Origin of the sequence: Streptomyces bullii (assembly GCF_042657145.1) — a bacterium.
GTDB lineage: Bacteria > Actinomycetota > Actinomycetes > Streptomycetales > Streptomycetaceae > Streptomyces > Streptomyces bullii.
On record NZ_JBHSNY010000001.1, the window covers coordinates 462,993 to 488,544 of the forward strand.

General features: G+C 70.8%; 21 protein-coding genes, 2 tRNA genes and 2 pseudogenes. 9 read left to right on the plus strand and 16 right to left on the minus strand.

What is annotated here, in order from left to right; all coding sequences use genetic code 11:
- Entirely contained in the window at positions 1-990 is a 990-nt protein-coding gene (locus ACFPZJ_RS02135; RefSeq protein ID WP_381016317.1) for a hypothetical protein, read from the plus strand.
- A gap of 69 nt (positions 991-1,059) precedes the next feature.
- Here the strand turns inward: ACFPZJ_RS02135 and clpX are convergent, their stop codons facing one another.
- From clpX to ACFPZJ_RS02160, 5 genes are all read right to left on the minus strand, one after another.
- A complete protein-coding gene (gene clpX / locus ACFPZJ_RS02140) occupies positions 1,060-2,346 on the minus strand; it encodes an ATP-dependent Clp protease ATP-binding subunit ClpX (RefSeq protein ID WP_381016319.1) in 1,287 nt (428 codons plus the stop codon).
- Positions 2,347-2,526: 180 nt separating this feature from the next.
- The gene (locus tag ACFPZJ_RS02145; RefSeq protein ID WP_381016322.1) at positions 2,527-3,234 is read right to left on the minus strand and encodes an ATP-dependent Clp protease proteolytic subunit; all 708 of its coding nucleotides are present in this window, start codon (positions 3,232-3,234) and stop codon (positions 2,527-2,529) included.
- Positions 3,235-3,343: 109 nt separating this feature from the next.
- The gene (locus tag ACFPZJ_RS02150; RefSeq protein ID WP_031114129.1) at positions 3,344-3,949 is read right to left on the minus strand and encodes an ATP-dependent Clp protease proteolytic subunit; all 606 of its coding nucleotides are present in this window, start codon (positions 3,947-3,949) and stop codon (positions 3,344-3,346) included.
- Between the two features lie 211 nt (positions 3,950-4,160).
- On the minus strand, positions 4,161-5,549 hold the full coding sequence (gene tig / locus ACFPZJ_RS02155) for a trigger factor (RefSeq protein WP_381016325.1): 1,389 nt from the start codon (positions 5,547-5,549) through the stop codon (positions 4,161-4,163).
- A 203-nt stretch (positions 5,550-5,752) separates the two neighbouring features.
- Positions 5,753-5,829 (minus strand) — tRNA-Pro (locus ACFPZJ_RS02160).
- A 153-nt stretch (positions 5,830-5,982) separates the two neighbouring features.
- Between ACFPZJ_RS02160 and ACFPZJ_RS02165 the strand changes: the two genes are divergently transcribed.
- Positions 5,983-6,053, plus strand: a tRNA-Gly gene (locus tag ACFPZJ_RS02165).
- Between the two features lie 562 nt (positions 6,054-6,615).
- On the opposite strand, the pseudogene ACFPZJ_RS02170 reads toward ACFPZJ_RS02165, so the two are convergent.
- A pseudogene (locus ACFPZJ_RS02170) lies at positions 6,616-7,092 on the minus strand (protein kinase domain-containing protein); the annotation flags it as partial.
- A 117-nt stretch (positions 7,093-7,209) separates the two neighbouring features.
- Positions 7,210-7,404 (minus strand): hypothetical protein, encoded by a 195-nt coding sequence (locus ACFPZJ_RS02175; RefSeq protein WP_365664803.1) that lies wholly within the window; start codon positions 7,402-7,404, stop codon positions 7,210-7,212.
- Positions 7,405-8,099: 695 nt separating this feature from the next.
- On the opposite strand from ACFPZJ_RS02175, the gene ACFPZJ_RS02180 reads away from it, so the two are divergent.
- Positions 8,100-9,236, plus strand: a complete 1,137-nt coding sequence (locus tag ACFPZJ_RS02180; protein WP_381016328.1) for an acyltransferase family protein — start codon at positions 8,100-8,102, stop codon at positions 9,234-9,236.
- Positions 9,237-9,266: 30 nt separating this feature from the next.
- On the opposite strand, the gene ACFPZJ_RS02185 is transcribed toward ACFPZJ_RS02180, so the two are convergent.
- Both ACFPZJ_RS02185 and ACFPZJ_RS02190 read right to left on the minus strand, forming a co-directional pair.
- Positions 9,267-9,728, minus strand: coding sequence for an HD domain-containing protein (locus ACFPZJ_RS02185; protein WP_381016330.1), 462 nt, complete (start codon positions 9,726-9,728; stop codon positions 9,267-9,269).
- 45 nt (positions 9,729-9,773) lie between these two features.
- Positions 9,774-10,952 (minus strand): PP2C family protein-serine/threonine phosphatase, encoded by a 1,179-nt coding sequence (locus tag ACFPZJ_RS02190; protein ID WP_381016333.1) that lies wholly within the window; start codon positions 10,950-10,952, stop codon positions 9,774-9,776.
- 163 nt (positions 10,953-11,115) lie between these two features.
- Here ACFPZJ_RS02190 and ACFPZJ_RS02195 point away from each other — a divergent pair, with 163 nt between their 5' ends.
- Positions 11,116-12,429, plus strand: a complete 1,314-nt coding sequence (locus tag ACFPZJ_RS02195) for a GNAT family N-acetyltransferase (protein WP_381016335.1) — start codon at positions 11,116-11,118, stop codon at positions 12,427-12,429.
- Positions 12,430-12,441: 12 nt separating this feature from the next.
- On the opposite strand, the gene ACFPZJ_RS02200 is transcribed toward ACFPZJ_RS02195, so the two are convergent.
- Together ACFPZJ_RS02200 and ACFPZJ_RS02205 are read right to left on the minus strand one after the other, a co-directional pair.
- On the minus strand, positions 12,442-13,257 hold the full coding sequence (locus ACFPZJ_RS02200; RefSeq protein ID WP_381017277.1) for an Fpg/Nei family DNA glycosylase: 816 nt from the start codon (positions 13,255-13,257) through the stop codon (positions 12,442-12,444).
- A 494-nt stretch (positions 13,258-13,751) separates the two neighbouring features.
- Entirely contained in the window at positions 13,752-14,237 is a 486-nt protein-coding gene (locus ACFPZJ_RS02205) for a ribose-5-phosphate isomerase (protein WP_381016338.1), read from the minus strand.
- Positions 14,238-14,443: 206 nt separating this feature from the next.
- Between ACFPZJ_RS02205 and ACFPZJ_RS02210 the strand changes: the two genes are divergently transcribed.
- On the plus strand, positions 14,444-15,952 hold the full coding sequence (locus tag ACFPZJ_RS02210; RefSeq protein WP_381016340.1) for an amino acid permease: 1,509 nt from the start codon (positions 14,444-14,446) through the stop codon (positions 15,950-15,952).
- 185 nt (positions 15,953-16,137) lie between these two features.
- On the opposite strand, the gene ACFPZJ_RS02215 is transcribed toward ACFPZJ_RS02210, so the two are convergent.
- Positions 16,138-18,306, minus strand: a complete 2,169-nt coding sequence (locus ACFPZJ_RS02215; RefSeq protein ID WP_461096501.1) for a serine/threonine-protein kinase — start codon at positions 18,304-18,306, stop codon at positions 16,138-16,140.
- A gap of 198 nt (positions 18,307-18,504) precedes the next feature.
- On the opposite strand from ACFPZJ_RS02215, the gene ACFPZJ_RS02220 reads away from it, so the two are divergent.
- A complete protein-coding gene (locus tag ACFPZJ_RS02220) occupies positions 18,505-19,242 on the plus strand; it encodes an LPXTG cell wall anchor domain-containing protein (protein ID WP_381016346.1) in 738 nt (245 codons plus the stop codon).
- Between the two features lie 48 nt (positions 19,243-19,290).
- The gene (locus tag ACFPZJ_RS02225; RefSeq protein ID WP_381017280.1) at positions 19,291-19,440 is read left to right on the plus strand and encodes a BBE domain-containing protein; all 150 of its coding nucleotides are present in this window, start codon (positions 19,291-19,293) and stop codon (positions 19,438-19,440) included.
- Here ACFPZJ_RS02225 and ACFPZJ_RS02230 read toward each other — a convergent pair.
- Entirely contained in the window at positions 19,427-20,008 is a 582-nt protein-coding gene (locus ACFPZJ_RS02230; protein WP_381016349.1) for a biotin transporter BioY, read from the minus strand. The two genes, ACFPZJ_RS02225 and ACFPZJ_RS02230, sit on opposite strands and share 14 nt — an antisense overlap.
- Before the next feature lie 383 nt (positions 20,009-20,391).
- Here ACFPZJ_RS02230 and ACFPZJ_RS02235 point away from each other — a divergent pair, with 383 nt between their 5' ends.
- Both ACFPZJ_RS02235 and ACFPZJ_RS02240 read left to right on the plus strand, forming a co-directional pair.
- Positions 20,392-21,780, plus strand: coding sequence for an amino acid permease (locus ACFPZJ_RS02235; RefSeq protein ID WP_381016352.1), 1,389 nt, complete (start codon positions 20,392-20,394; stop codon positions 21,778-21,780).
- A 189-nt stretch (positions 21,781-21,969) separates the two neighbouring features.
- Positions 21,970-22,617 carry a superoxide dismutase gene (locus ACFPZJ_RS02240; RefSeq protein ID WP_381016355.1) on the plus strand — a complete coding sequence of 216 codons (648 nt, stop codon included), beginning with the start codon at positions 21,970-21,972 and terminating at the stop codon, positions 22,615-22,617.
- Between the two features lie 215 nt (positions 22,618-22,832).
- Here ACFPZJ_RS02240 and ACFPZJ_RS02245 read toward each other — a convergent pair.
- The 3 genes and pseudogenes from ACFPZJ_RS02245 to ACFPZJ_RS02255 form a co-directional block, all read right to left on the minus strand.
- A pseudogene (locus tag ACFPZJ_RS02245) lies at positions 22,833-22,986 on the minus strand (SAM-dependent methyltransferase); the annotation flags it as partial.
- A gap of 12 nt (positions 22,987-22,998) precedes the next feature.
- The gene (locus tag ACFPZJ_RS02250) at positions 22,999-23,622 is read right to left on the minus strand and encodes a histidine phosphatase family protein (protein ID WP_381016357.1); all 624 of its coding nucleotides are present in this window, start codon (positions 23,620-23,622) and stop codon (positions 22,999-23,001) included.
- Positions 23,619-25,532, minus strand: a complete 1,914-nt coding sequence (locus ACFPZJ_RS02255; protein ID WP_381016360.1) for an FGGY-family carbohydrate kinase — start codon at positions 25,530-25,532, stop codon at positions 23,619-23,621. The genes ACFPZJ_RS02250 and ACFPZJ_RS02255 overlap by 4 nt, the downstream gene beginning before the upstream one ends.
- Positions 25,533-25,552: the final 20 nt, after the last annotated feature.

A 25,552-nucleotide genomic window follows, 5' to 3' on the forward strand; every position in this document is an offset into this window, starting at 1 on the left:
ATGAGCTACAACCAGCCGGGCCCGTACGGCGGGCAGCCTCAGCAGCCCGGGCCGTACGGCCAGCCGGGACCGTACGGCCAGCCGCCGCAGGCTCCCCAGCCCGGCTACGGCTACCCCCAGCAGGCGCCGCCCGCCCAGCCCGGTTACGGCTACCCCCAGCAGGCCCCGCAGGGCGTCCCGCCCCAGCCCCCGTACGGCCAGCAGCCTCCCTACGGCCAGCAGCCGCAGTACGGCCAGCCCCCGTACGGCCAGGCTCCCTACGGTATGCCGCAGCCCCCGGCGCCGGGCGGCGGCACGAAGAAGGCGGGCCTGATCATCGGAGCCGTGGCGGTCGTGGCGGCCATCAGCGTGGCGGCGTACTTCCTCTTCGGCGGGGGTGGCGGCGCCGGCGGCCTGGAGGACGACGGGCCGCACAAGCTGGCCACGCCGGAGACGGTGCTCAGTGAGTACAAGCGCGTCGGCAAGGGCGGTGAGGACGCGAGCAGCAGCACCGCGCGGGACCTGGAGAAGAGCGGCGTCAAGAACGGCAAGGCCGTCGGAGCCGCCTACTCGACGGCCGACTTCGGTCACTACGATCCCCAGAACCCCGACCCGGCCGACCTCCCCGACCAGTCCGAACTGCTGACGGCCAAGGGCGTGTCGTTCTTCGGCGGTTACGGTGAGATCGAGGACCCGGAAGCGGTGCTGGACAAGCTCTTCGCCACCATGAAGAAGGAGAGCCAGGAGGACACCTCGAACAGCAACCCGCTGATGTCCGAGCTGGTCGGCGAGCCCGAGGCGGTCGACATCGACGGTGCCGTGATGAAGTGCCAGTCGGCCAAGGGCACCAACGACCTCACCCAGAAGGCCACCACCAACTGGTTCTGCGCCTGGGCCGACTACAGCACGATCGCCGTGGTCTCCCCGGGGGACAACACCAAGGACATCACCAAGGACGCGGCGGTGGACATCGCCACCAAGCTCCGCGGCGAGGTCCGCGAGAAGGCCTGACGAGGCCGCGCACCCCGACGACGAGGGGCCCCGGTCGCCTGACCGGGGCCCCTCGCGTACGTCCGGGAACTACGCCGTCTTCTGCTCCCCCGGTCCCCGCCCCCGCGCGTCCCGCGGGATCAGGGTCGGGTTGACGTTCGACAGGACGACGTCCGCGGTGATGACGACGCGGGCCACGTCCTTGCGGGACGGAACCTCGTACATCACGCCCTGGAGGACTTCCTCCATGATGGCGCGCAGGCCGCGCGCGCCGGTCTGGCGGAGGATCGCCTGGTCGGCGATGGCCTCCAGCGCCTCGCGCTCGAAGTCCAGCTCCACGCCGTCGAGTTCGAAGAGGCGCTGGTACTGCTTGACGAGCGCGTTGCGCGGCTCGACGAGAATCTGCAGCAGGGCCTCGCGGTCCAGGTTGTGCACCGAGGTGATGACCGGGAGGCGGCCGATGAACTCGGGGATCATGCCGAACTTGACCAGGTCCTCCGGCATGACCTCCTGGAACTGGTCCTTGGACTCCATCTCGCGCTTGGAGCGGATCTGCGCGCCGAAGCCGATGCCCTTGGCCCCCGCACGGGCCTCGATGATCTTCTCCAGGCCGGCGAAGGCACCGCCCACGATGAACAGCACGTTCGTCGTGTCGATCTGGATGAACTCCTGGTGCGGGTGCTTGCGGCCGCCCTGCGGGGGGACCGAGGCCGTGGTGCCCTCGAGGATCTTCAGCAGGGCCTGCTGCACGCCCTCCCCGCTCACATCGCGTGTGATGGAGGGGTTTTCACTCTTCCGCGCGACCTTGTCGATCTCGTCGATGTAGATGATGCCGGTCTCGGCCTTCTTGACGTCGTAGTCGGCGGCCTGGATCAGCTTCAGCAGGATGTTCTCGACGTCCTCGCCGACGTAGCCCGCCTCCGTGAGCGCCGTGGCGTCGGCGATGGCGAACGGGACGTTCAGCATGCGCGCGAGGGTCTGCGCGAGGAGGGTCTTGCCGGAGCCCGTGGGGCCCAGCAGGAGGATGTTGGACTTCGCCAACTCGATGGCGTCGTCGCGGCCTTGGGCGCCGCCGTTCTCACCGGCCTGGACCCGTTTGTAGTGGTTGTACACCGCGACGGAGAGCGCCTTCTTGGCGGCCTCCTGACCGACTACGTACCCCTCGAGGAACTCGTAGATCTCGCGAGGCTTCGGGAGTTCCTCCCAGCGGACCTCACTGGTCTCCGCGAGCTCTTCCTCGATGATCTCGTTGCAGAGGTCGATGCACTCGTCGCAGATGTACACACCGGGCCCTGCGATGAGCTTCTTGACCTGCTTCTGGCTCTTTCCACAGAACGAGCACTTGAGCAGATCGCCGCCGTCACCGATGCGTGCCACGGTGTGCTTCCCCTTCGCCTGGGAGACGCCTGGACGTCACCGTCCAGCGGCTCCTGGTGCTGCCTTATGTCCGACGGTACCTTGCCGGGCCCCCCGTTCGGGCCCCCCTTGGCACGGTTCGCTTTGACGTGGACCGTGCCAAACCATGCCAAGGGGCGGCAGACGATACAGCCTCCCGCGTCAGCGCAGGCTGGCGTTGTCCATCTTGCGGGTGGTGATGATCTGGTCGATCAGGCCGTACTGCAGCGCGTCCTCGGCCGTGAGGATCTTGTCGCGCTCGATGTCCTCGCGGATCTTCTCGAGCGGCTGCGTGGAGTGCTTGGCCAGCATCTCCTCCAGCTGCGTCCGCATGCGGAGGATCTCGTTGGCCGCGATCTCCAGGTCGGAGACCTGGCCGCGACCGGTCTCGCTGTACGGCTGGTGGATCAGGACACGGGCGTTCGGCAGCGCCATGCGCTTGCCGGGCGTGCCGGCGGCCAGCAGGACGGCCGCGGCGGAGGCCGCCTGGCCCATGCAGACCGTCTGGATGTCCGGCTTCACGTACTGCATCGTGTCGTAGATCGCCGTCAGCGCCGTGAAGGAGCCACCGGGGCTGTTGATGTAGACCGAGATGTCCCGGTCGGGGTCCATCGACTCCAGGCACAGCAGCTGCGCCATGACGTCGTTGGCGGAGGCGTCGTCGATCTGGACGCCGAGGAAGATCACGCGCTCCTCGAAGAGCTTCGCGTACGGGTCGTACTCGCGGATGCCCTGCGAGGTGCGCTCCACGAAGCGCGGGATGACGTAGCGCGACTCGGCCTGCGGGCCGGTGTACCGGCCCTGGGAGGCGCGCATGTCCTGCACGGCGTGCGTGCGGTCGTAGAGGCCGCTGCCGGGGAAGTCGTTCACGGTGTCTCCTGAGAGGGGCTGAGGCGGTCGGCTGGGGCTGTCTGGGCTCGCTGGGCCCTGTCGGGGCTCACGGGGCCCCACGGGGCCGCTGAGACCCCGTGGGGGCCGCTCAGGCCCCGGTGCCGCCGCCGCCCGGCATACCGGCGGCCGTGGCGATGACGTCGTCGATGAGGCCGTACTCCTTGGCCTCGAAGGCGTCGAACCAGCGGTCACGGTCCGAGTCGCGGGTGATCTGCTCGACCGTCTGGCCCGTGTGCTGGGCGGTCAGCTCGGCCATGCGCTTCTTGGTGTGCAGCAGCCGCTCGGCGTGGATCTTGATGTCCGAGGCCGATCCGGCCAGGCCGGCGGAGGGCTGGTGGATCAGGATCTCGGCGTTCGGCAGCGCGAAGCGCTTGCCGGGGGTGCCGGCGCTGAGCAGGAACTGGCCCATCGAGGCGGCCAGGCCCATGGCGATCGTCACCACGTCGTTCTTGATGTACTGCATGGTGTCGTAGATCGCCATGCCGGCCGTGATCGAGCCGCCGGGGCTGTTGATGTACAGGTAAATGTCCTTGTCCGGATCGGAGGCAAGGAGCAGAAGCTGCGCGGTGATCTTGTTCGCGATGTCGTCGTCGACCGGCTGGCCGAGGAAGATGATCCGCTCGTTGAGCAGCCGGTTGTAGACCTGGTCGCCGAGGCCACCACCGATGGAAGGCTCGCCGGCGGCGGAGGGCATCAGATTCGTCACGTATCCACCTGCTCGTCTTACGACGGCGCCGGGCCGTCTTACGTGTTTCTGCGTATTCATGGACCCTAACGCGGCGGCTCCGCCGGGGAATCCCGTCCAAGGGGGTGTTCGCCGGGGGCGTAGCGCCGCGTAGAACGACGGGCCCCGGGGAGCAAGGTCCCCGGGGCCCGTCGTACGTCCATCAGAGGTGCCGTGAGGCTCAGGCCTCGGGCTTGTCCTCGGCGGCCTCGCCCTCGGTGGCCTCCGTGGCGGCCTCGGCGGCGGTCTCGTCCTCGTCCTCGTCGTCCAGGTCGATGATCTCGCCGTTGGTGTCCTTGACCGTGGCCTTCTCGACCACGACGGCCAGGGCCTTGCCGCGGGCGACCTCGCCGACCAGGAGCGGAACCTGCCCGCCCTCGACGACCGCCTGCGCGAACTGGTCGGGGGACATGCCGGAGGAGGCGGCGCGCCGCATGAGGTGCTCGGTGAGCTCCTCCTGGTTGACGTTGAGCTTCTCCTGCTTGACGAGCTCGTCGAGCACGAACTGGGTCTTGATGCCCTTGATCGCGGCCTCGCGGGTCTCGTTCTCGAACTCCTCGGCGGTCTTGCCCTGGATCTCCAGGTACTTGTCGAGGGTGAGGCCCATCTGGCCGAGCTGGTGGTGCTCGAGGTTGTGCTTGCGGGTGTTGATCTCGTCCTCGAGGAGCTTCTCGGGGACCGGGACCTCGACCAGCTCGAGCAGCTTCTCCAGGACGCGCTCCTGGGCCTGCGTGGCCTGGTCGTACTGCTTCATGTTCTCCAGGCGCTTGCGGCTGTCGGCCTTCAGCTCCTCGAGGGTGTCGAACTCGGAGGCGAGCTGCGCGAACTCGTCGTCCAGCTCGGGCAGTTCCCGCTTGGCGACCTGGGTGACCTTGACGGTGACCTCGGCCTCCTTGCCGGCCGCCGAGCCGCCCTTGAGCTCGGAGGTGAAGGTGGCCTCCTCGCCGGCCGACAGACCCTTGACGGCGTCGTCGATGCCGTCCAGCAGCTCGCCGGAGCCGATGGTGTAGGAGACGCCGTTGGCGACGCCGTCCTCCAGGACCTCGCCGTCGACCTTGGCCTCCAGGTCGATGGTGACGACGTCGCCGTCCTCGGCGGCGCGCTCGACCGGGGAGGTGGAGGCGAAGCGCTCGCGGAGCTGCTCGACCGACTTCTCGACGTCCTCGTCGGTGACCTCGACGGCGTCGACCTCGACCTCGATGCCGGAGTAGTCCGGGATCTCGATGGCCGGGCGGATGTCGACCTCGGCGGTGAAGTTCAGCGTCTCGCCGTCCTTCAGCTCGGTGATGTCGACCTCGGGCTGGCCCAGCGGGCTCAGCTCGGCCTCGTTGACCGCCTCGGTGTAGAACTTCGGGAGGGCGTCGTTGACGGCCTCCTCCAGCACGGCACCGCGGCCGAACCGCTGGTCGATGACCCGGGCCGGGACCTTGCCCTTGCGGAAGCCCTTCACCGTGACCTGCTGGTTGATCTTCTTGTACGCCGCGTCGAGGCTGTCCTTGAGCTCCTCGAAGGGCACCTCGACAGTGAGCCGAACCCGGGTCGGGTTCAGGGTCTCCACGGCGCTCTTCACGGTTCGGTCTCCTTGTGGCTGACTTCTTGGTTTCTGCCGGAGCCAGACAGGTCCGGCGGATTTCGCCGCCCGGAGGGCTTCAGAGGAGTTCTAACCTGAGACACACGGGCGTGCAGCTTGCATAGTAACGGCAGCGGGTAGACGGCCCAAAAGGCGATCGCGCGAGGTGATCGGGTGACGATCACGCGAGCTGATCAGGTGGCTGGTCGGGGTGGCGGGATTTGAACCCACGGCCTTCCGCTCCCAAAGCGGACGCGCTACCAAGCTGCGCCACACCCCGTCTGGTGCGACACGTAGGGTACATGCCGCCGGGCCGTGGGGCCGCCGCATTTCCCCCGCGCCGGTGCGGACGGGAACGGGGTGTGCGGCAAGGCCGGTCCACCCGCTACGATGCCTTCTGTGCCGCGGTCGTCCGACCTGCGGCGCGTTGTACGCGGGCGTAGCTCAATGGTAGAGCCCCAGTCTTCCAAACTGGCTACGCGGGTTCGATTCCCGTCGCCCGCTCCGCATGGCTCAGGCCCAGGTGAGAGGGTGGACACCCGTTCCCTGGGCCTGAGTCGTTCCGGAGGCCGGATCAGCCGTCCGTGTCCCCGGTGTGCCCCTTCCGCCCGGAACCCGCTCGAGCGCCTTCGCGATCATGCCCCCCGCGTCTGCCAGAGACGGTTGACGTGGTTCCGGCGCCTGGAGGAGAGCCGGCCGCCTTCGGCATCGCGACGCCGGCCGTGTGGCCAGCTCACGCCTCTCACGCCTCATACCGCGCCTCGCCGGGTGAGCGCCGCTACTTGTCAGCTCGGTAGAGCTTGATGTCCTTGTTGACGAAGAGCTGGACGTACGCGCACCGCCAGCAGATCAGGCCGGTGGCGTTCTCGTCGGCCCATGCCACAAGTGATCCAGATCTCGCCCAGTGCTGAACGTACCGGCCTTGCCATCGTGCGCACGCCACCCGTCGCTGCCGTGTGAAGCCACGAGACCACCGGGCAGCACGAACCGCTCGGGGAAGAAGACGTCGTCGATGCCGCCGCCGTCGTCGCGGCCGGGCCGGGTGGCCTCGGTCCTGCCTGGCGAACTCGGCGGCGCGGGAGATGCCGAAGCCGATGACGCGGGGGCCGCCTCGGCGAGCATCACCCCGGCCGGTTTCAGGTCCCGGTGGACGACTGTGGCGCGGTGGATGTCGCGCAGGGCCTCGGCGAGCCCGACGGCGGGGTCGCGCAGCCGGGCCGGAGGCAGAAAGGGCCTTGTCGGCGGACCTACGTGCCGAGATCCTCACCCGGGATGTAGAGCGTGGCCCTCCAGGGGTCGGCGCGTCGGCGTTCACGACGGAGGCGGTGAAGGCGCCGCCGACGTGTCGGGCGGCGGCCACCTCGCGGCGGGACCGGGTCGGGAACTCGTCGTCGGCGGCGTGCTGGGCGTGCACGACCTTCACGGCGAGGCGGTGGCCGGAGGCCGATCGGGCGAGGTGGACCACGCCCATGCCGCCGGAGCCGAGGCGGTCCTCGATGCGGTAGCCGCTGCCCTCCCCCGGGTCGGTCTCACGCAGCGCCATTCCCGGACGTTCCCCGTCACGCACCGCCCTCCTGTCCGGGACGAGAGCATGCACTCAGTACGGAGGTCACCCGGATCCTCCGGCCGGGGTGCGCCGGGGCGCGCTCGGGGCGCCCGGTCAGAAGCTGATCGAGTTGATGGTCTCCGCGATCGAGTTGAGGAACCGGTTGATGGACGGCGCCATGCCGGTCGAGGCGAGGAAGAAGCCGAAGAGGATCGCGACGATCGCCGGCCCGGCCTTCAGGGATCCCCCGCGCATCAGCACTATCAGGATGATCGCCAACAGCAGCACCACAGACAGTGAAATGGCCACAACTGATCACACCCTCGGTCGGTCCGCTCTCCCGGCCCGGGGACACGGCCCCGCGCACCCCGCCAGAACCATCGTGCCACCAACCCGGCCGCCCTATGCGGCCCGTGACGCATCGTCCGGATCTCCACCGTCAGGAACCCCTCGCGCGCGCGAGCGGACACGGACCCGACGGCGTTGCTCCGCACAGCAATTCGACAGGACACCCCCGCAGGGAATTCAGTCGGATCGTTTCCATCTCCACACAACGCGTGCGCAGGTAATTCGAATTGCCCCCACAGACATCCCAACGGGCCGGGAACCAGCCGACGCAGGAGCCAGGAAGCGGACATTCCACCGTAGTCGGCTGCTGGTCTTATGCACCGTTTAGTACGGATGAATCATGACAAGTGAGGCGCATATCATGTAAACAATCCTCCCGGTGCGGTGTGTTGACCATCACGTTCACGGCACTGACAACTGCCCGAAATCCGGGGTATCCGCAGCGGTTAGTCAGGAATCACGTCGAGCGTTTTACGGATTGCCGCCTACAACGCTAGGGTGCCTCAGATGTTCCACGCTGCCTCGTCCCCCGCAAGCGCAGCGAGGTCCCGGATGCTCTCCCCGATTCCGTGGTGGGAGGGCCTGTGACGAACTCGCTGCGACCGTACGGCCACCGCAGGGCGCCACTCCCCCCGGCACAGTCGCCGGCGGACGGAGTGCCGAGCCCTCGCTCGCCGCAAAGCCCGCAGAACAAGCAGAACGGCAAGCAGCGCGACGCGTTCTTCGACAACGCCAAGTACCTGGCGATCGTGCTGGTGGCCATGGGCCACGCCTGGGAACCGCTGAAGGATGACAGCCGGATCCTCGAGGCCGCCTACCAGGTCGTGTACGCGTTCCACATGCCGGCGTTCATCATCATCTCCGGCTTCTTCTCGCGCAGCTTCGACATGCGCCCGGACCGGCTCAAGCGCCTGATCACCGGCGTGGCCGTACCGTACATCGTCTTCGAGACCGCCTACCCCCTCTTCAAGCGCGTCATCGACAACGACCCCCACCAGGAGGTCAGCCTCCTCGACCCGTGGTACCTGACCTGGTTCCTGTGCGCGCTGTTCATCTGGCGGCTGACCACTCCCGTCTGGAAGCTGGTGCGCCACCCGCTTCCGCTCGCGCTCGGCCTGGCCATGCTCGCGTCCGTCACGCCCGAGATCGGTGACGACCTCGACCTCCAGCGGGTCCTGCAGTTCCTGCCGTTCTTCGTGCTGGGCCTGGTGATGAAGCCCGAGCACTTCCAGATGGTGCGCCGGCGCTCCGTGCGGATCCTGTCGGTGCCGGTGTTCGCCGTCGCCTTCGCGTTCAGCTGGTGGGCGGTGCCGCGCATGAACACCGCCTGGTTCTACCACCGCGACTCCGCGCAGGAGTTGGGCGCCCCGTGGTGGACCGGACCGGTCATGGTCCTCGCGTTGTTCGGCTGCTCGCTGCTGCTGACCGCCTGCTTCTTCGCCTGGGTGCCGCGCCGCCACATGTGGTTCACCGCGCTGGGCGCGGGCACGCTCTACGGCTACCTGCTGCACGGCTTCCTGGTGAAGGCCGGCGACTACCAGGGCTGGTTCGAGCCCACGTGGCTGCACCGCCCGCTCGGCGAGATCTTCGTGACCGTCCTCGCGGCCGCCGTCGTGACGCTCCTGTGCACCAAGCCCGTCCAGCGGGTCTTCCGGTTCGCGATGGAGCCGAAGATGGAGTGGGCCTTCAAGCGGGACGCGGCCGAACTGGCCCGGGAACGCGAGAAGCGCGAGCAGGGCGACAAGCGGGAGAAGCGCGAGAGCAGCACCGCGCGAGAGAAGGTCGACGCCTAGACAGCGCCCCCTGCTCTCGGGCACCCGTCCTCAGTCGGTCAGACCGAGAAGTGCGCGCATCCGTGCGTACTTCTCGGTCAGTCGTGTGCGGGTGGCCTCGTCGAGGACCGCGAGACGCTGCGGGTCGGCGTTGTGCGCCAGGTCCGCCTCCTTCACCAGCAGCGCGCCGGGCGTGGCCAGGATCCGTGCGGCGTACGCCTCGGGCGGTTCCCCGGCCCGCTTGGTGACCGCCAGCACGATGTCCTTGGTACGGCCGCTCAGCGCCGCCTCGCGCAGCCACCGCTCGCTGAGCGCGTCGTCCTCGACGGCGTCGTGCAGCCAGGCCGCCGCGATCTGCTCCTCGTCGCCGCCGCGGGCCCTGACGCCCTCCGCGACGGCCCGCAGGTGCTCGGCGTAGGGCCGTCCCGCCTTGTCGGTGCGGCCGGCGTGCGCGGCGCGGGCGGTGGACTCGACCTCGGCCAGGGTCAGCGGGGTGCGGGATGTCTCGGTCACTCCCCCAGTGTGGCCCCGCGCGGCACGCGACGACGAGGTGGGGTGTCAGCGGACCGCAGCCGCGGTGGGGCCCTCACGGCAGATCAGCAGCAGCGCCCGGTCGTCGTTGACGTCCCTGGCGACCGCCTCGATGAGGTGCCAGGCCGCTCCGTGGAAGCCTCCGGCGACATAGCGGTCGGCCTCGCCGGTGAGGCGGTCGATGCCCTCGACGATGTCGCGATCGGAGGTCTCCACCAGACCGTCCGTGAACAGCATCAGCACGTCGCCCGGGCGCAGCGAGCCCTTCACGGGGTCGAACTGGGCGCCGTCGTACACCCCGAGCAGCGGGCCCTCGGCCGCCTTCTCCTCCCAGCGGCCGGTGCCGGCGCTGAGCTGGAGGCCCGGCGGGTGGCCGGCCGAGTAGAGCTCGTAGTCGCCGGAGTCCAGGTCCAGCACCAGGTGGATGGAGGTCGCGAAACCCTCCTCCCAGTCCTGGCGCAGGAGGTAGCCGTTGGCGGCGGGGAGGAAGGCGTGCGGAGGGAGGGAGCCGAGGAGACCGCCGAACGCGCCGGAGAGAAGCAGGGCGCGCGACCCGGCGTCCATGCCCTTGCCCGAGACGTCCGTCAGCACGACCTCCAGGGTGCGGCCGCCGTTGGTGCGGGCCGCCACCACGAAGTCGCCGGAGAAGGACTGGCCGCCCGCCGGCCGCAGGGCCATCTCCCGGTGCCAGCCGTCCGGCAGTTTGGGCAGCTTGCTCTGCACCCGGATGCGTTCCCGCAGGTCGAACAGCATGGTGCCACCGCGCCGCCAGGGCACGCCGACCCGGCTGCGGAACTGGGCGAGCAACAGCCCGAAGAAGCCGCAGGCGGCGACGACCAGGACCACGCCCGGGGTCACTCTGGAGGGACCCTCGGTGTACGGGCCGAGCTGCACCGACTCCACGATCAGGGCCGTGGCCGCGGCCGCGTACAGGCCGAGCAGGCTCGCCGGGCGCAGCAGCAGGCCGCCCGCGACGATCGGCAGGACCAGCGCGGCCGGTGAGAACCACACCGAGTTGGCGAGCGTCGCCGTGGTGAGCAGGGGGATCGTGAGGAACAGGCCGCCCAGCGCGACCCAGTCCGAGCCGTCCCCGCGGAAGTAGTCGACGGCGGCTCGGCGCATGCCGACGCGGGCCCGGTGCCACTGCTTCCTCAACCGGGCCGTGAACGTCTCGGCTTCCGCGCGCCGCTCTCGTCCTGCTGCCATTAGTTCGGGACCCTATCCATCGGACCAGCCCCTTGGCACGGGAGGTCCCAGTTGTCCCCCGTCGCAGGGCCGACTTCACAGTGAACTTCACCGCAGGCCGCCGTGCCGCCGTCCCGGAAAAATTCCGTCGCCCCTCCCGTATCGCCCTGGTAGGCATGGCTTCATGGCAACCGACTCGACCGAATCGACCGACGTGCCGGGCCTGACCGACGCGGCCGGCGTGCCCCCATCGACCGACGCCACCGGAGGTGTGCCCGAGCTTCGGGTGCTGCGGCAGGACGAATGGGACAAGTGGTACGACACCCTGATCCGTGCCTTCGGCGGGGTGCCGGAGTCGGCCGAGGAACGGGAGACGTGGAACTCGCTGACCGAGTCCGAGCGTTCTCTGGGTGCCTGGGACGGGGACACCTGTGTGGGGACGGCGGGGGCGTTCACCTTCCGGATGACGGTGCCCGGCGGCGCGTCGGTGCCGGCCGCGGGCGTCACCATGGTCGGCGTGGCCGCCACGCACCGCCGTCGCGGGGTGCTGACGTCCCTGATGCGGCGGCAGTTGGAGGACGTGCGCTCATGGGGCGAGCCGTTGGCCGTGCTGACGGCGTCCGAGCCGGCGATCTACGGCCGGTTCGGGTACGGTGCCGCCGCCTTCCAGCTGAATGCCGAGATCGACACCAGCCGTGTGCGGCTGTCGGTGCCGGACGGTACCGATGACGTACGGCTGCGGTACGCGCCGCCCGCCGACGTCCTCGACGCCTGCGAGGCGGTGTACGCGCGGCTGGTGCCGGGCCGTCCGGGGATGCTGGAGCGGCGGCCCGGATGGGAGCGGGTGGCGCTGCTCGACCCGGAGAGCGACCGGGACGGGGCGTCGCCGTTGCAGTGCGTCGTCGCCGAACGGGGTGGGCAGACGGTCGGGTACGCGCGGTTCCGGGTCAAGCCCGGCTGGGACGTCAGCGGGCACAACGGGACGGTGGTGCTGCGGGATCTGGCCGCGCTGGATCCGGCGGCGGACGCGGCGCTGTGGCGGTTCTTGTTCGGGATCGACCTGACGACGACGCTCGTCGTGCGCGGGCGGCCGGTGGACGACGCGTGGCAGTACATGGTGTCCGACATACGGCGCTGCCTGCCGCGGGTGCGGGACGCGTTGTACGTACGGCTGGTGGACGTGGGGGCCGCGCTGGAGGCGCGGACGTATCAGGCGCCGGTGGACGTGGTGCTGGAGGTGGAGGACTCCTTCTGCCCCTGGAACGCCGGGCGTTGGCGGCTGACCGGGGACGCGAAGGGGGCGACCTGCGTGCGGACCTCGGACGCGGCGGACCTGGCGTTGTCCGTACGGGAGTTGGGGGCGGCGTATCTCGGCGGGGTGAGCCTTGCGTCGCTGGAGGCGGCCGGGCGGGTGCGGGAGATGCGGGCGGGGGCGTCGGCCGAGGCGGCGGTGGGGTTCGGGAGTCCGGTGGCGGCCTGGCTGCCGCACGGGTTCTGAGGGGCGGACCGGCTATTGCGTCTGGCAGGTCGGGCACCAGAAGAGGTTGCGGGCGGCGAGGTCGGCGGTGCGGATCTCGCCGCCACAGATGTGGCAGGGCTGGTGGGTCCTGCGGTACACGTACACCTCGCCGCCGTGGTCGTCGACGCGGGGTGGGCGGCCCATCGCCTCCGGGGTGTGTTCGGGGCGGACCGTGTCGATGCGGTTGGTGCGCACGCCCTCGCGCATGAGCTCGACGAGATCGGTCCAGATCGCGTCCCACTCGGCGGGGGTGATGCCCTTGCCGGGGCGGTACGGGTCGATGTTCCGGCGGAAGAGGACCTCGGCTCGGTAGACGTTGCCGACGCCCGCGACGACCTTCTGGTCCATGAGCAGGGCGGCGATCGTCGTACGGCTGCGGGAGATCCTGGCGTACGCCCTGTGCGGGTCGGCGTCCGGGCGGAGCGGGTCCGGGCCGAGGCGGTCGTGTATCGCCTGCTTCTCGGGAGCGGTGATGAGGGCGCAGGTGGTGGGGCCTCGCAGGTCGACGTACGCGGTGTCGTTGGCGAGGCGGAGACGGACGGTGTCCGTGGGGGGTGGGGCGGGGGCCGGGCCGAAGGTGACCTTGCCGAAGAGCCCCAGGTGGATGTGGATCCAGGCGTCGGAGTCGGCGAAGTTGAGGAAGAGGTGCTTGCCGTGGGCGTCGGCGGTGTGGAGGGGGGTGTGGGTGAGGAGGGCCGCGGCGGCGGCGAACGTGCCCTGGGGGCTGGTCACATGGACGGGGGTGCCGTCGGCGAAGGCGGAGGTGTAGTCCTTGGCCAGGCGGTGGATCGTGTGCCCTTCTGGCAACGTGCGCACCCTCTCTGCATGTCGTTCCTTTGCCCACCGACCCGACCGAATCGGTGGGCCAGAGGCCCGGCTCGGCCTGGGGCTCCGGCCCGGGCGAGTTTCACGCCCACCCCACGCAGGCGGACTCACACACCACACCGGGCAGATGCACGCACCACCTCCGACGGACCCGCACCAACCCGGGCGGACCCGCCAACCCCGGGCAGATTCACGTACCACCCCACGAGCAGGCCCACGCGCCACCCCGGGTGTTCACGCGCCACCCCGGGAGGTACCACCACCGCCCCACCGGGCATGGCCCACGCACCACCCGTGGGGGTCGACGTACAGCCCTTCGCGGATGCGGCACCTCGCTCCTGGCCGCCCTCGTCCCTGGCCCGTCAGCGCATCCGATCCGGGGACGAGGGTCGTGGGCCGAGGGTCAGCACGGCGGAAAGGCTCGCCCCCGGCACACAAGCCACCCTCGCGGCCAGTCGGCGGGGCGGTGCGTGGGGTTACTGCTGGGGGTGGTGGGGCGGGATCGGGGGAAGGTCGCCGGTCGTCTCGTACGTCTTGAGCATGTCGATGCGGCGGATGTGACGCTCGTCACCGGAGAACGGCGTGGCCAGGAACGTCTCGACGAACTTCGTCGCCTCGTCCAGCGAGTGCATGCGCGCGCCCACCGCGACCACGTTGGCGTCGTTGTGCTGGCGGCCGAGTGCCGCCGTCTCCTCGCTCCAGGCCAGGGCCGCACGGACGCCCTTCACCTTATTGGCGGCGATCTGCTCGCCGTTGCCGGAGCCGCCGATGACGACGCCGAGGGCGTCGGGGTCCGCGGCCGTCCGCTCCGCCGCGCGGAGGCAGAAGGGCGGGTAGTCGTCCTGGGCGTCGTAGATGTGGGGGCCGCAGTCGACGGGGTCGTGACCCGCCGCCTTCAGCCATTCGACGAGGTGGTTCTTGAGTTCGTAGCCGGCATGGTCCGAGCCGAGGTACACGCGCATGGGATGAGTGTGACACGGCTGTTTCCGGGCAGCAGCCCCGGGTGTCGATCCTGAAAAGCGTGAGCAACACTCACGAAGCTCAGGAAAACCTCAAGTAACGATCCGGAATCAAAGGTTTCCGAATACCGACACCTCCGATTCACTGGACCAACTCGTACACCGCTCGTACGGGACTCAGTGCAACCGGCGCAAAGGAAATCCGTCCCATGACTTCGCAGCCGACCCTGACGAAGGCCGGAAACGGCCCCGGAGGCCCGGGAGAACCCGGTCCCGGCCTCCAGGCAGGCCTCAAGAACCGCCATCTGTCGATGATCGCCATCGGTGGTGTCATCGGCGCTGGTCTGTTCGTCGGTTCCAGCTCCGGTATCGCCACCGCCGGACCCGGCATTCTCCTGTCGTACGCCCTCGTCGGCACGCTCGTGGTGCTCGTGATGCGGATGCTCGGGGAGATGTCCGCCGCCAACCCGACCTCCGGGTCGTTCTCCGCGCACGCCGACCGTGCGCTCGGGCCGTGGGCCGGGTTCACCATCGGCTGGCTCTACTGGTTCTTCTGGGTGGTCGTACTGGCGGTGGAGGCCACCGCGGGTGCCGTGATCCTCGAAGGGTGGATTCCCGCCGTACCGCAGTGGGCGTGGGCACTCATCGTGATGGTGGTGCTGACCGCGACGAACCTCGTGTCGGTGGGCTCCTACGGTGAGTTCGAGTTCTGGTTCGCCGGCATCAAGGTCGTCGCCATCGCCGCGTTCATCGTGATCGGCGGGCTCGCCGTGTTCGGGGTGCTGCCCGGCGTCGACAGCGAGCAGGCGGGGCTCTCCAACCTCACCGAGCACGGCGGCTTCCTGCCCCACGGTCCCGGGGCCATCCTCACCGGTGTGCTGCTCGTCGTCTTCTCCTTCATGGGCAGCGAGATCGCCACGCTGGCCGCCGGCGAGTCCGAGAACCCGCAGCAGGCCGTGACCAAGGCGACCAACAGCATCATCTGGCGTGTCGCCGTCTTCTACCTCGGCTCCATCTTCGTCGTCGTGTCCCTGCTGCCGTGGGACAGCAAGTCCATCACCGAAAACGGCTCCTACGTCGCCGCGCTGGACTCCCTCGGCATTCCGCACGCCGGTCAGATCATGAACTTCATCGTGCTGACCTCGGTGCTGTCCTGCCTCAACTCCGGGCTCTACACCGCCTCCCGCATGGCGTTCTCGCTCGGTGAGCGCGGGGACGCGCCCAAGTCGTTCGCCCGGACGACCAGCCGGGGCGTGCCGCGTACGGCGATCATCGCGTCGGTCGTGTTCGGCTTCGTCGCCGTCTTCTTCAACTACAAGTTCCCGGACTCCGTCTTCCTCTTCCTGGTCAACTCCAGCGGTGCCGTCGCCCTGTTCGTCTGGCTCGTCATCTGTTTCTCGCAGCTGCGCATGCGGAGGATCATCAAGGCGGAGGCGCCGGAGAAGCTCGTCGTGAAGATGTGGCTGTACCCGTACCTGACCTGGGCGACGGCCGCGCTGATCGTGTTCGTCCTCGGCTACATGCTGACCGACACCGAGCACGACGGGCGCAAGACCGTGCTGCTGTCGCTGCTCGTCGCGGTGGTCGTACTGGCCGTCGCCTTCGTCAAGGAGAAGGTCGGCGGCGGACGCCGGGGGGCCGACGGTGCGGCCCGGGATCGGGACGAGGCCTCGGGCGACGCCCCGAGCGGGGTCTCGGACGAGGTGTCGGCGGGCTGAGCCTCCGGCGTCCGGCAGTTCCGGAACGAGGGCCTGCGGTGCGTACGCGCGCCGCGGGCCCTTCCGTTTTTTCCGCCCTCTTGTAGTCCGTCCTGTTGCCTTCGTCCCCTTGTTGTCCGTCCTGTTGCCTTCGTCCTCTTGTCTTCCGTCTTCCTGTCTCCCGTCTTCCTGTCTTCGCGTGGTGCTCACAGGACCGTGAAGCTGTTCTTGACGTCCTCGTACGTGCTGAGGGCCTCGGTCTCGATCTCCGGCTGGTACCAGGTGTTGACCTGGTACGACGTGCCGTTGGCGTTGAAGCCCAGCAGGCGGGCGTGCCAGTGGACGTCTTCGAGGGTGAAGGTGTACTCCCATACGACCGCCGGGTGCCCCTGGAACGTCGTCTCCTCCAAGCGGATCTTCCGGTAGTCCTGCCCCTGCCGGGCGTTGCGCTCCGAGGTCTGCCAGTTCTCCAGCAAGTCGCCTCTGGCGAGAGAGGACTTGGCGGCCAGTTCCTGCCTGCCGTCCGGCGAGGTGTAGTGGACCTCCGCGCCCGTCTTCACGTCCCGGCGCCAGCCCTCTGGGGTCGCCCACGCGAAGCCTCCCGCTTCCCGGTGTGCGCCGGGCGGCGGACTCGGCGGCCTTGAGGTGCCCTCGACCGTGGGTGACGGCGTGTCGTTTGCGGCGGGGCCGGTGGTGGGGGGCGCGGACGTCGATGAGCTGCCGTGTGCCTGGTGGTCGTCGTCGGGGGATCCCGAGGTCGTGGCCAGGACGATCCCGACGACGGATCCCACGACGGCGACAGCGGCCGCGGCCGGGATGAGCGGTGTACGGCGGCGGCCTCCGCGCCGCCGGGAAGCCGCCGGGACAGCGGGGCCGGGCGGTTCGCCCGGGGGTGCCGGGGTCGGGTGGGGGTGCGTGGGCGGGCGTTGTCGGGTGACCGCTCGGGCGCGCGTGAGGGAGACGGGGGTCGGGGGGTGGGAGGCGGTGGGGCTGTTGCCGGCCGGGGCGTGCTGGGCGGTGGCGGCGGGTTGCTCGTCGGGGGGTGCGGCGTGCTGTGGGGGGACCGCGTCCTCGGGGGGTGGTCGGCGGGGGTCAGGAGGAGCGGACTGGTGCGGGGTCTGCGGGGCGGCCGGAGTGGGCGGCTTGCTGGGGGTCCGGGGAAAGGTGTGGGTGGCCGGGGTCGGGGTCTTCGGTTCCGGTGTGGAGGGGCCGACGGACTCCGGCCCGGACACGGCGGAGCCGCCCGACCCCGGCTCATGTGCCACCCGCGCGGCCTCCCGCCGCTCCGCCGACGCCAACTCCCCTATCGGCACAGCCGAGTCGCCCGACTCCGTCCCCGGCACCGCCCGCGTCGGCTTCGCCGCTCGCCTCGTCCCGCCGTCGTGCCCACCCTCCGGCACGGAGGCCCCTGCGGCCGGTCCCCCACTCCCGCCGCCACCTCCACTCACTCCACCAGCTCCCGTCTCCTCCAGAGCCGACCCCATCACCGGCAACGTCGGCGTCGGGGCCGGGAACGCCACCCGTTCCAGGGTGGATCCGACTTCCGTGAGGGCGGGCCGTACCGACGGGTCCTTGTCCAGCAAGGCGATCAGGAGCTCACGCAGCGGGCCCGCCGTGGGGGGCATGTCGGGCTCCTCGTACAGCACCGCGTGCAGGGTCGCCAGTGTGGTGTCCCGTGCGAACGGGGAGCGGCCGAGGGCCGCGCAGAGGGTGGCGCCGAGGGACCACAGGTCGGAGGGCGGGCCCTGCGGGCGGCCGGAGATGCGCTCGGGGGCCATGTAGTCCGGTGAGCCGACGAGCATCCCGACCATGGTGAGCGCCTTGGCGTCCTGGATGGCGGCGATGCCGAAGTCCGTGAGGACCACACGGCGTTCGTGCGGTTGTGCTCCCGTCGGCGACGTGGTGCCGGTCGCGGGTGCGGGCCGTGTACCGGGACCGGCGTGTGACGCCGGGTTCTCCACCAGGACGTTGCCCGGCTTGATGTCCCGGTGCAGCACGCCCCTCGCATGGACCTGCCGCAGCGCCGCGACGAGCCCCAGTCCGATCCGGGCCGTCTCCCGGGGGCCCAGCGGGCCGTCCTCCGCGAGGACGCGTTCCAGGGAGCGGCCGGCGATCAACTCCATGACGATCCACAGGCATTGGCCCTCGTCGACCACGTCGTAGACCCGTACGACGTGGGGGTGGTCGATCCGGGCCGTGGCCCTGGCCTCGCGCAGCGTGCGTTCGCGCCGGGTCCCGGTGTCCTCGGCGTCGAGGCCGTCCATGCGCATTTCCTTGACGGCGACCTGCCGGTCGAGTATTTCGTCGGTGGCTCGCCACACCCGCCCCATTCCCCCCTGGCCGATACTCTCGACCAATCGATAGCGCCGCGCCACCAATATCCCTGGAACTCCGCCGCTGCTCGTATTCCCCGGCAATTCGCTGCACCCCCTCCATGACGCCGCGAACCGCACCGAGTGAAACACAACGGTCACACTTCGCGCCGTACCAGCATAGTGGGGAGAAATCTTGTGGTAGCTCTTCGAGTACTGCGAATTCAGGCGCAGTCCAGGGGGAACACAAGGGGGGCGAACATGAGTTCTCGTCGCACGACGGCCATCGCGGGGTCGCTGGTCGTGACAGCTTTCTCGGCGGTGGTGATCGTGTCCGGAACCGCCGCGGCGGACGATCCCGGAGCCGCGAGCGGCACGGGGGGAAAGGTGGTCGACCAGGCACCGGCCGGGGTTGAGCTGACCACAGCTCTGCCGGAGAGGATCTCCGTAGACAACGGTTCGGAAAAGACGTCCCTGACCGCCACGGTGAAGAACGAGGGGAGCAAGGACAGCGGAAAGGTCCGGCTGCTGGTCGTCGGTTTCGACGGGCTCACGGTCAGGAACGTCGAGGGTTGTTCCCCGATTGCCGAAAAGAACCTCCCGGAGGGTTCGAACAGCGGTTTCGCCTGTCCCCTCGACAATCTCGCGGCCGGTCGGTCGAAGTCGTACGCCGTCGACGCGACGTACGACCTGGACAAGTCCGGGAAGATCTGTCTGCCCGTGCAGACGGGCGACGGGAAGAAGACGTTCTGGCAGCAGGGTCCGGTGCCGTTCGGCACCACCAACCCCTCGCCCGACGCCCCGGCCACTCCCCTGCTGCTCGGCACCGACAACAAGCCGGTGGCCCCCGACGGCGACGAACGGCCCAGGACCGAACTGCCCAGGACCGGCGTGGAGCAGGCGGTGCCGGCGCTGGGCGCGGCCGGTGCGTCGCTGCTGGCGGTGGGTGCGGCCGGGCTGTGGTGGTCACGGCGACGGCCGGGGCGGCAGCGGGGCTGAGGACGGAGTTTTCCGTCATCGGTCGGGCGGCGGGCCGGGGCCGAAGGGCTGTACGACCCCGGAACGCGCGAGAGGCTCGCCGGGCTGAAGGATCGGTACGACCCGGCGAACCTCTTCCGCAGGAACTGCGGGCCGTTAGCACTGCGGGTCCGCGAGAACTACGGGTTCCGCGAGAGCTACGGCATCAGCGTTCGATGAACTTCCAGGCGGTGGGCAGCGCGCCCATCGCCAGGGCCGCCTTGAGGGCGTCGCCGATCAGGAACGGGGTGAGGCCGGCCGCGATCGCGGCGGTGGCGGACATGCCGGTGGCGAGGGCCAGGTAGGGCACGCCGACGGCGTAGATGATCGCCTCGCCCAGCACCATCGCGCCCGCCATGCGGAGCACGGAGCGGTCGGCGCCCCGGCGGGCCAGGGCACCCACCACGGTGGAGGCGATGATCATGCCGAGGATGTAGCCGAAGGAGGGCGCGGTGGCGCCGGAGGCCCCGCCCGCGAACCACGGCACGCCGGCGATTCCGGCCAGGGCGTACAGCGCGAGCGCGAAGAAGCCGCGGCCCGCGCCGAGGGCCGTGCCGACCAGCAGCGCGGCGAAGGTCTGGCCGGTCACCGGGATTGGGGAACCCGGCACGGGCACGGAGATCTGGGCGGCGAGGCCGGTGAGCGCGGCACCGCCGAGCACGAGGGCCGCGTCCCGGACACGGGAGGCGGGGATCAGGTCGGCGAGAACCTGGCCGGTGCGGGCGGGGGCGGCGGCAGCGGTGCTCATGGGGACTCCGCGGGTGGTGTGGGCAGGTTGGGACACGGCGACGCTATCCCAGCGCGCCGGAGCCGATCACCGTCAGCGCTCGACAAAGGCTCGAGCGCGTGCGTGGTGGGCTCCCGACAACAGAGGGGGGTTACACCGGGTACGGCGTGACGCCGGTCACGGAGGCAGGGAGGTTTCGCTCACGCGGGCGGCGGCCGGGAGGACTGTAGGGTTCCACCAAAAGGGGCCGTCATCGACTCCGGACCGCCGGTGAGCGGACCCCTACGGACCGTGTCCCGGGTGTCCGCATGGTGGGCGGCGCCCGCTTGCCCCTGGGCCCGCCGACCAGACTGGCTCCGTTTTTTGCCGTTCCTGCTCTCTCACGCATTGGACGAACCGCGCCCATGCCCAGCACCACCACCGAGACGCCGTCCACCACGGACGGCGCCTCCCTGTCCCACGGCCTGAAGCAGCGCCATCTGTCGATGATCGCCCTCGGCGGGGTGATCGGCGCCGGTCTGTTCGTCGGCTCCGGCGCGGGTATCGCCGCCGCCGGGCCGTCCATCGTCCTCGCCTACGCCCTCTCCGGTCTCCTCGTGATGCTGGTGATGCGGATGCTCGGCGAGATGTCGGCCGCGTATCCCTCGTCGGGTTCGTTCTCCGCACACGCGGAGCGGGCGATCGGCCCCTGGGCGGGCTTCACCGCCGGCTGGTCGTTCTGGGTGCTGCTGTGCACGGCCGTCGGCCTGGAGGGCATCGGCGCCGCGAAGATCGTCAGCGGCTGGCTGCCGGGCACGCCCGAGTGGGCGTGGGTGGCGCTGTTCATGGCCGTCTTCTGCGTGACGAACCTCGCCGCGGTGAAGAACTTCGGCGAGTTCGAGTTCTGGTTCGCGGCGCTGAAGGTCGGCGCGATCACGCTGTTCCTGGTGCTCGGCGTGCTGGCGATCGCGGGCGTCCTGCCCGGCACGGACTCGCCGGGCACGAGCCACCTCACCGGTGACGGGGGCTTCCTGCCCAACGGCGGCGAGGGCCTGGTCATCGGCCTGCTCGCCTCCGTCTTCGCCTACGGCGGCCTGGAGACGGTCACCATCGCCGCGGCCGAGTCGGAGAACCCGGTGAAGGGCGTGGCGAGCGCCGTGCGGACGGCGATGTGGCGCATCGCGGTGTTCTACATCGGCTCCATGGCGGTCATCGTCACCCTCGTCCCGTGGGACTCCAAGGAGGTCGTCGAGAAGGGCCCGTACGTCGCCGCCCTGGACGAGCTCGGCATCCCGGGCGCGGGCCAGCTGATGAACGTCGTGGTGCTGGTGGCGCTGCTGTCGGCGATGAACGCCAACATCTACGGCGCCTCGCGCATCGCCTACTCGCTGGTGGAGCGCGGCCAGGGGCCGAGGACGCTGGGCCGGGTGTCCGGCGGGGTGCCGCGGATCGCGGTCCTGGCCTCCTGCGTCTTCGGCTTCCTGTGCGTGGTGCTGAGCTACTGGCGGCCCGACGACGTCTTCTCCTGGCTGCTGAACATGATCGGCGCGGTGATCCTGGTCGTCTGGATCCTCATCGCCGTGGCACAGCTGCGACTGCGCCGCCGCCTGGAGCGGGAGGCCCCGGACAAGCTGGCGGTGCGGATGTGGGCGTTCCCGTGGCTGACCTGGGTCGCGATGGCGGGCATGGCCGGGATCTTCGTCCTGATGGCCCGGCAGCCGGACACCCGCGTGCAGCTGTACTCGACGGGCGGCATGACGCTGGTCCTGGCGGTGATCGGGTACGCCCGGCAGAGGGCGCGCGCCCGCCGCTGACCCTCCTCACCCGCCGAAGGCCCCCGCGTGACGCACGCGGGGGCCTTTCGCGTGCCGGGGGGCTTTCGCACGCCCGGGGTTTTCGCACGCCGGGCGCCTTTTTCGCGTGCCCCGGGCCCCGGGCCGACCATCCTGCTGCTAGCGTGCAGTTGCAAGTTTCTTGCAATAAGGTTCGGAGGGGAACCCGCCATGCCCGTCTACACGTTGCCTGACCTGCCGTACGACTACTCCGCGCTCGCCCCGGTGATCAGCCCCGAGATCATCGAGCTGCACCACGACAAGCACCACGCGGCCTATGTGAAGGGCGCCAACGACACGTTGGAGCAGTTGGCCGAGGCGCGGGACAAGGAGCTGTGGGGGTCGATCAACGGCCTGGAGAAGAACTTGGCCTTCCACCTCTCCGGGCACATCCTGCACTCGATCTACTGGCAGAACATGACCGGCCCGAAGGACGGCGGCGGCGAGCCGCTGGCGCAGGACGGCGTGGGTGAGCTGGCCGACGCGATCGCCGAGTCCTTCGGCTCGTTCGCCCGCTTCAGGGCGCAGCTGTCCAAGGCCGCGGCCACCACGCAGGGGTCGGGCTGGGGCGTGCTGGCATACGAGCCGCTCAGCGGGCGGCTGATCGTGGAGCAGGTCTACGACCACCAGGGCAACGTCGGCCAGGGCGCGACGCCGATCCTGGTCTTCGACGCCTGGGAGCACGCCTTCTACCTGCAGTACCGCAACCAGAAGGTGGACTTCGTCGAGGCGATGTGGCGGGTCGTCGACTGGCAGGACGTCGCCCGGCGTTACGAGGCCGCCAAGTCACGTGCGGATGTGCTGCTGATGGCCCCCTGAAGGCCCCGTGGAACGTCCTGCCTCGTGATCGTCTTCTCACCCTTCACGCGGGCAGGCGGCAAGAAGGGAAGCCCCCGCGAGGACGGGACTCGCGGGGGCTTCCCCCTGCCCCGTACGGGTGTCACGGCTTGCGGCGGAGGCCGCCGTGCTGACCGATCGGCCAGGTGGACGCGCCCGGCTCCGGAGGCCAACAGGCACCGGCACCACGCCCGGCAGGCGCGGCTGCTGCGGGCGATCGTGACGATGCCGGGGAAGACGGCGGTGTAGGCGTCGCCGGCCGCCCCGGTCCACGGCGTAGTGGTCCGTGCCGCCCAGCCAGTGGTTCCGGATCCGGGCCGAGTGCGGCACCGACGTGTCGATCTGCGTCATGGGCCCATCACGCTACGGCGCGTCCGGCTCGCATGGCACATTGAGGGACACCAGTGCGGCGGAACCGCCCTCGTCCACGCGGAGTTCGCTCAGGGCCGCGTTGCGCAGCCGTGGGAAGACGCGGCGGTACTCGCCGAGCGGGATGTGCAGCAGGCGGCACAGGACCAGGCGCAGCAGGGTGTTGTGGGCGACGACCAGGACCCGCTGCTCCGGGTGGGCGGCGGCGATGCGGCGCAGGGCGGCGGCGCCGCGGTCGGCCGCCGCGGTGGGGTCCTCCGCTCCCGGGAAGGGGTGTGCGACCGGGTCGGCGCGGAAGGCCGCCGCCCGCTGCGGCTCCTCGGCCGCGAACTCGGCGAGGGTGCGGCCCTCCACCACGCCGAAGTGGCACTCGCGCAGGTCGGTTTCGCGACGCGGCGTCAGGCGCAGTGCACGGCAGGCGGGTTCGGCGGTGGCGATCGCCCGGGACAGCGGGGAGGTCCAGACGGCGTCGACGGGGTGGGCGGCGGCCCACCGGCCCAGCGCCTCGGCCTGGACGCGGCCGGTGTCGGTGAGGGCGATGTCGCTGACCCCGGCGTAGCGGTTCTCGGCGTGCCAGACGGTCTGCCCGTGCCGGGCCAGCAGGAGGGTCGTGGTCATGACTCCGTGGTGTCCAGGTCGAGGCGGGTACGGGCGTGGGCCGCGACCGGGGCGGGCAGCCAGCCGCGCGACTCCAGTGCGTCGACGAGGCGAGCGTACGGCTCGGCGAAGCGGGCGGTGCGGTCGGGGCGCGGGGAGAGGACGGTGCGGACACGGACCATGCGCTCTGCGATGTCGGCGAGCGTGGGAGCGGCGGCCGCCCTGCTCGTCGCCCCGGCACCCGGCACGGCGGCCTGGCTCGCGCCCGCGCCCGGGCCCGTCCCGGCGGCGGTCGCGACGGTCGCGTCGCCGGCCGTAGCGGCGCCCGGTGCGGCGGCCCTACGCCCGGACGCCGCCCCAGGGGGCGCCAGCGAGGCGCCGCGTCCGGGCGTCCCGCCCTCGGCATCCGTACCGCCGGACGCCCGCACATCGGAGGCCGCTCCGTCCTCCCGCCCGGCCGTCCCGCCGTTGCCCCCGGCGTCCGTACCGCAGGGCACCCGCGCGCCGGACGCTCCCGTGTCACCGCGTGCCGCGTCCGCGTGCCCGATCGCCCCCTTGCCCGGCGCGGCACCGGCCGCGGGCCCGCCTTCCGTGTCCGCGTTTCGCGCGGCCCGCACGCCGTACGCCGCCAAGGCCGCCATCCCGAGGGCCGGTTCCGTCTGTTCCGGGACGCGCGCCGGGCGGCCGAGGATGTCGGTGCGCAGCTGGTTCCAGTACGTGCTGCGCGCCGCGCCGCCGGTGAAGGTGAGCGGGCCGTCGAGGGGCGCGCCGAGGTGGTGCAGGTAGTCCAGGCAGAGGCGTTCGGCCAGTCCGACGCCCTGGAGGAGCGCGGCCCACCGGTCGGCGTCGTCGGCGGGCTCGCCGAGGAGGAGGGGCGTGGCGTCGGGGGCCAGGAACGGGAACCGCTCCCCCGGCGACACCAGGGGGTAGGCGAGGGCTCCGGACGGCTCGAAGGCGGCGGCCCGCGCGTCCATGACGGCGGGGTCGGCCTCGGGGAAGGCGGCCGACAGCGCCCCGGCCCCGACGCTCGACGCGCCGCCCGGCAGCCATGTGCCGTCCGGAGCACGGTGGTTGTAGACGACGCCGGTGGGGTCCCGGACCGGGTCGCGGGCGGCGCCCTTCAGGACGAGGGTGGTGCCGAGCACCGCGTTCCAGGCGCCGGGCCGCAGGGCGCCCGAGGCGATCTGGGCCGCGCAGCCGTCGGTCATCCCCGCGATCACCGGCGTGCCGGCGGGGATGCCGGTGGCCGCGCCGGCGGCCGGTACGACCTCGCCGAGGCGGGTGCCGGGGCGGACGACGTCGGGCAACAGGCCGTCGGGCAGGCCGAGTCCGGTGAGCACCGCCTCGGGCCAGACGTCGCGCTCCAGGTCGTAGCCGGTCTTGAGGGCGTGGCTGGAGTCCGCGGGGGGCGGCTTGCCGGTGAGGCGGGCGACGATCAGGTCGGGCTGGTGGGCGAGGCGGAGGCGGGAACCGTACGCCCGCTCGCCGGGCCCGCCCGCACGCACCTCTCCGCCGTACTCCCGCACCAGCCACAGCGCCTTCGGCAGCGCCCAGGTGTCCTGCACCGCGAGTCCCGCCCGGCGGGCCCGGGCCGCCTCGGCCGCCGCGCGCCCGTCGTCGTACATCAGCGCGGGGCTCACCGGGTGCCCCGCGCCGTCCGTCAGGAGCACGGTGCCGGAGGTCCCGCACACCGCGAGCCCGCCGATCCGCACGCCGGCGGCCCGGCCGAGCGCGCAATGGGACGCCGTGCACAGCGCCTCCCACCACTGCCCGGGGTCCTGTTCGTGGCGGATCCCGTCCCGCCGTCCGCGAAGCGGTGCCGAGCCGGCGCCGAGGAGCGTGCCGTCCGAGGTGACGAGCAGGACGCGGACGCTCTGTGTGCCGAGGTCGACGCCCAGCCATGCCTCGCCCCCGAAGCCCTCGTCCGCCATCCCGACCTCCCAGGTTCCCG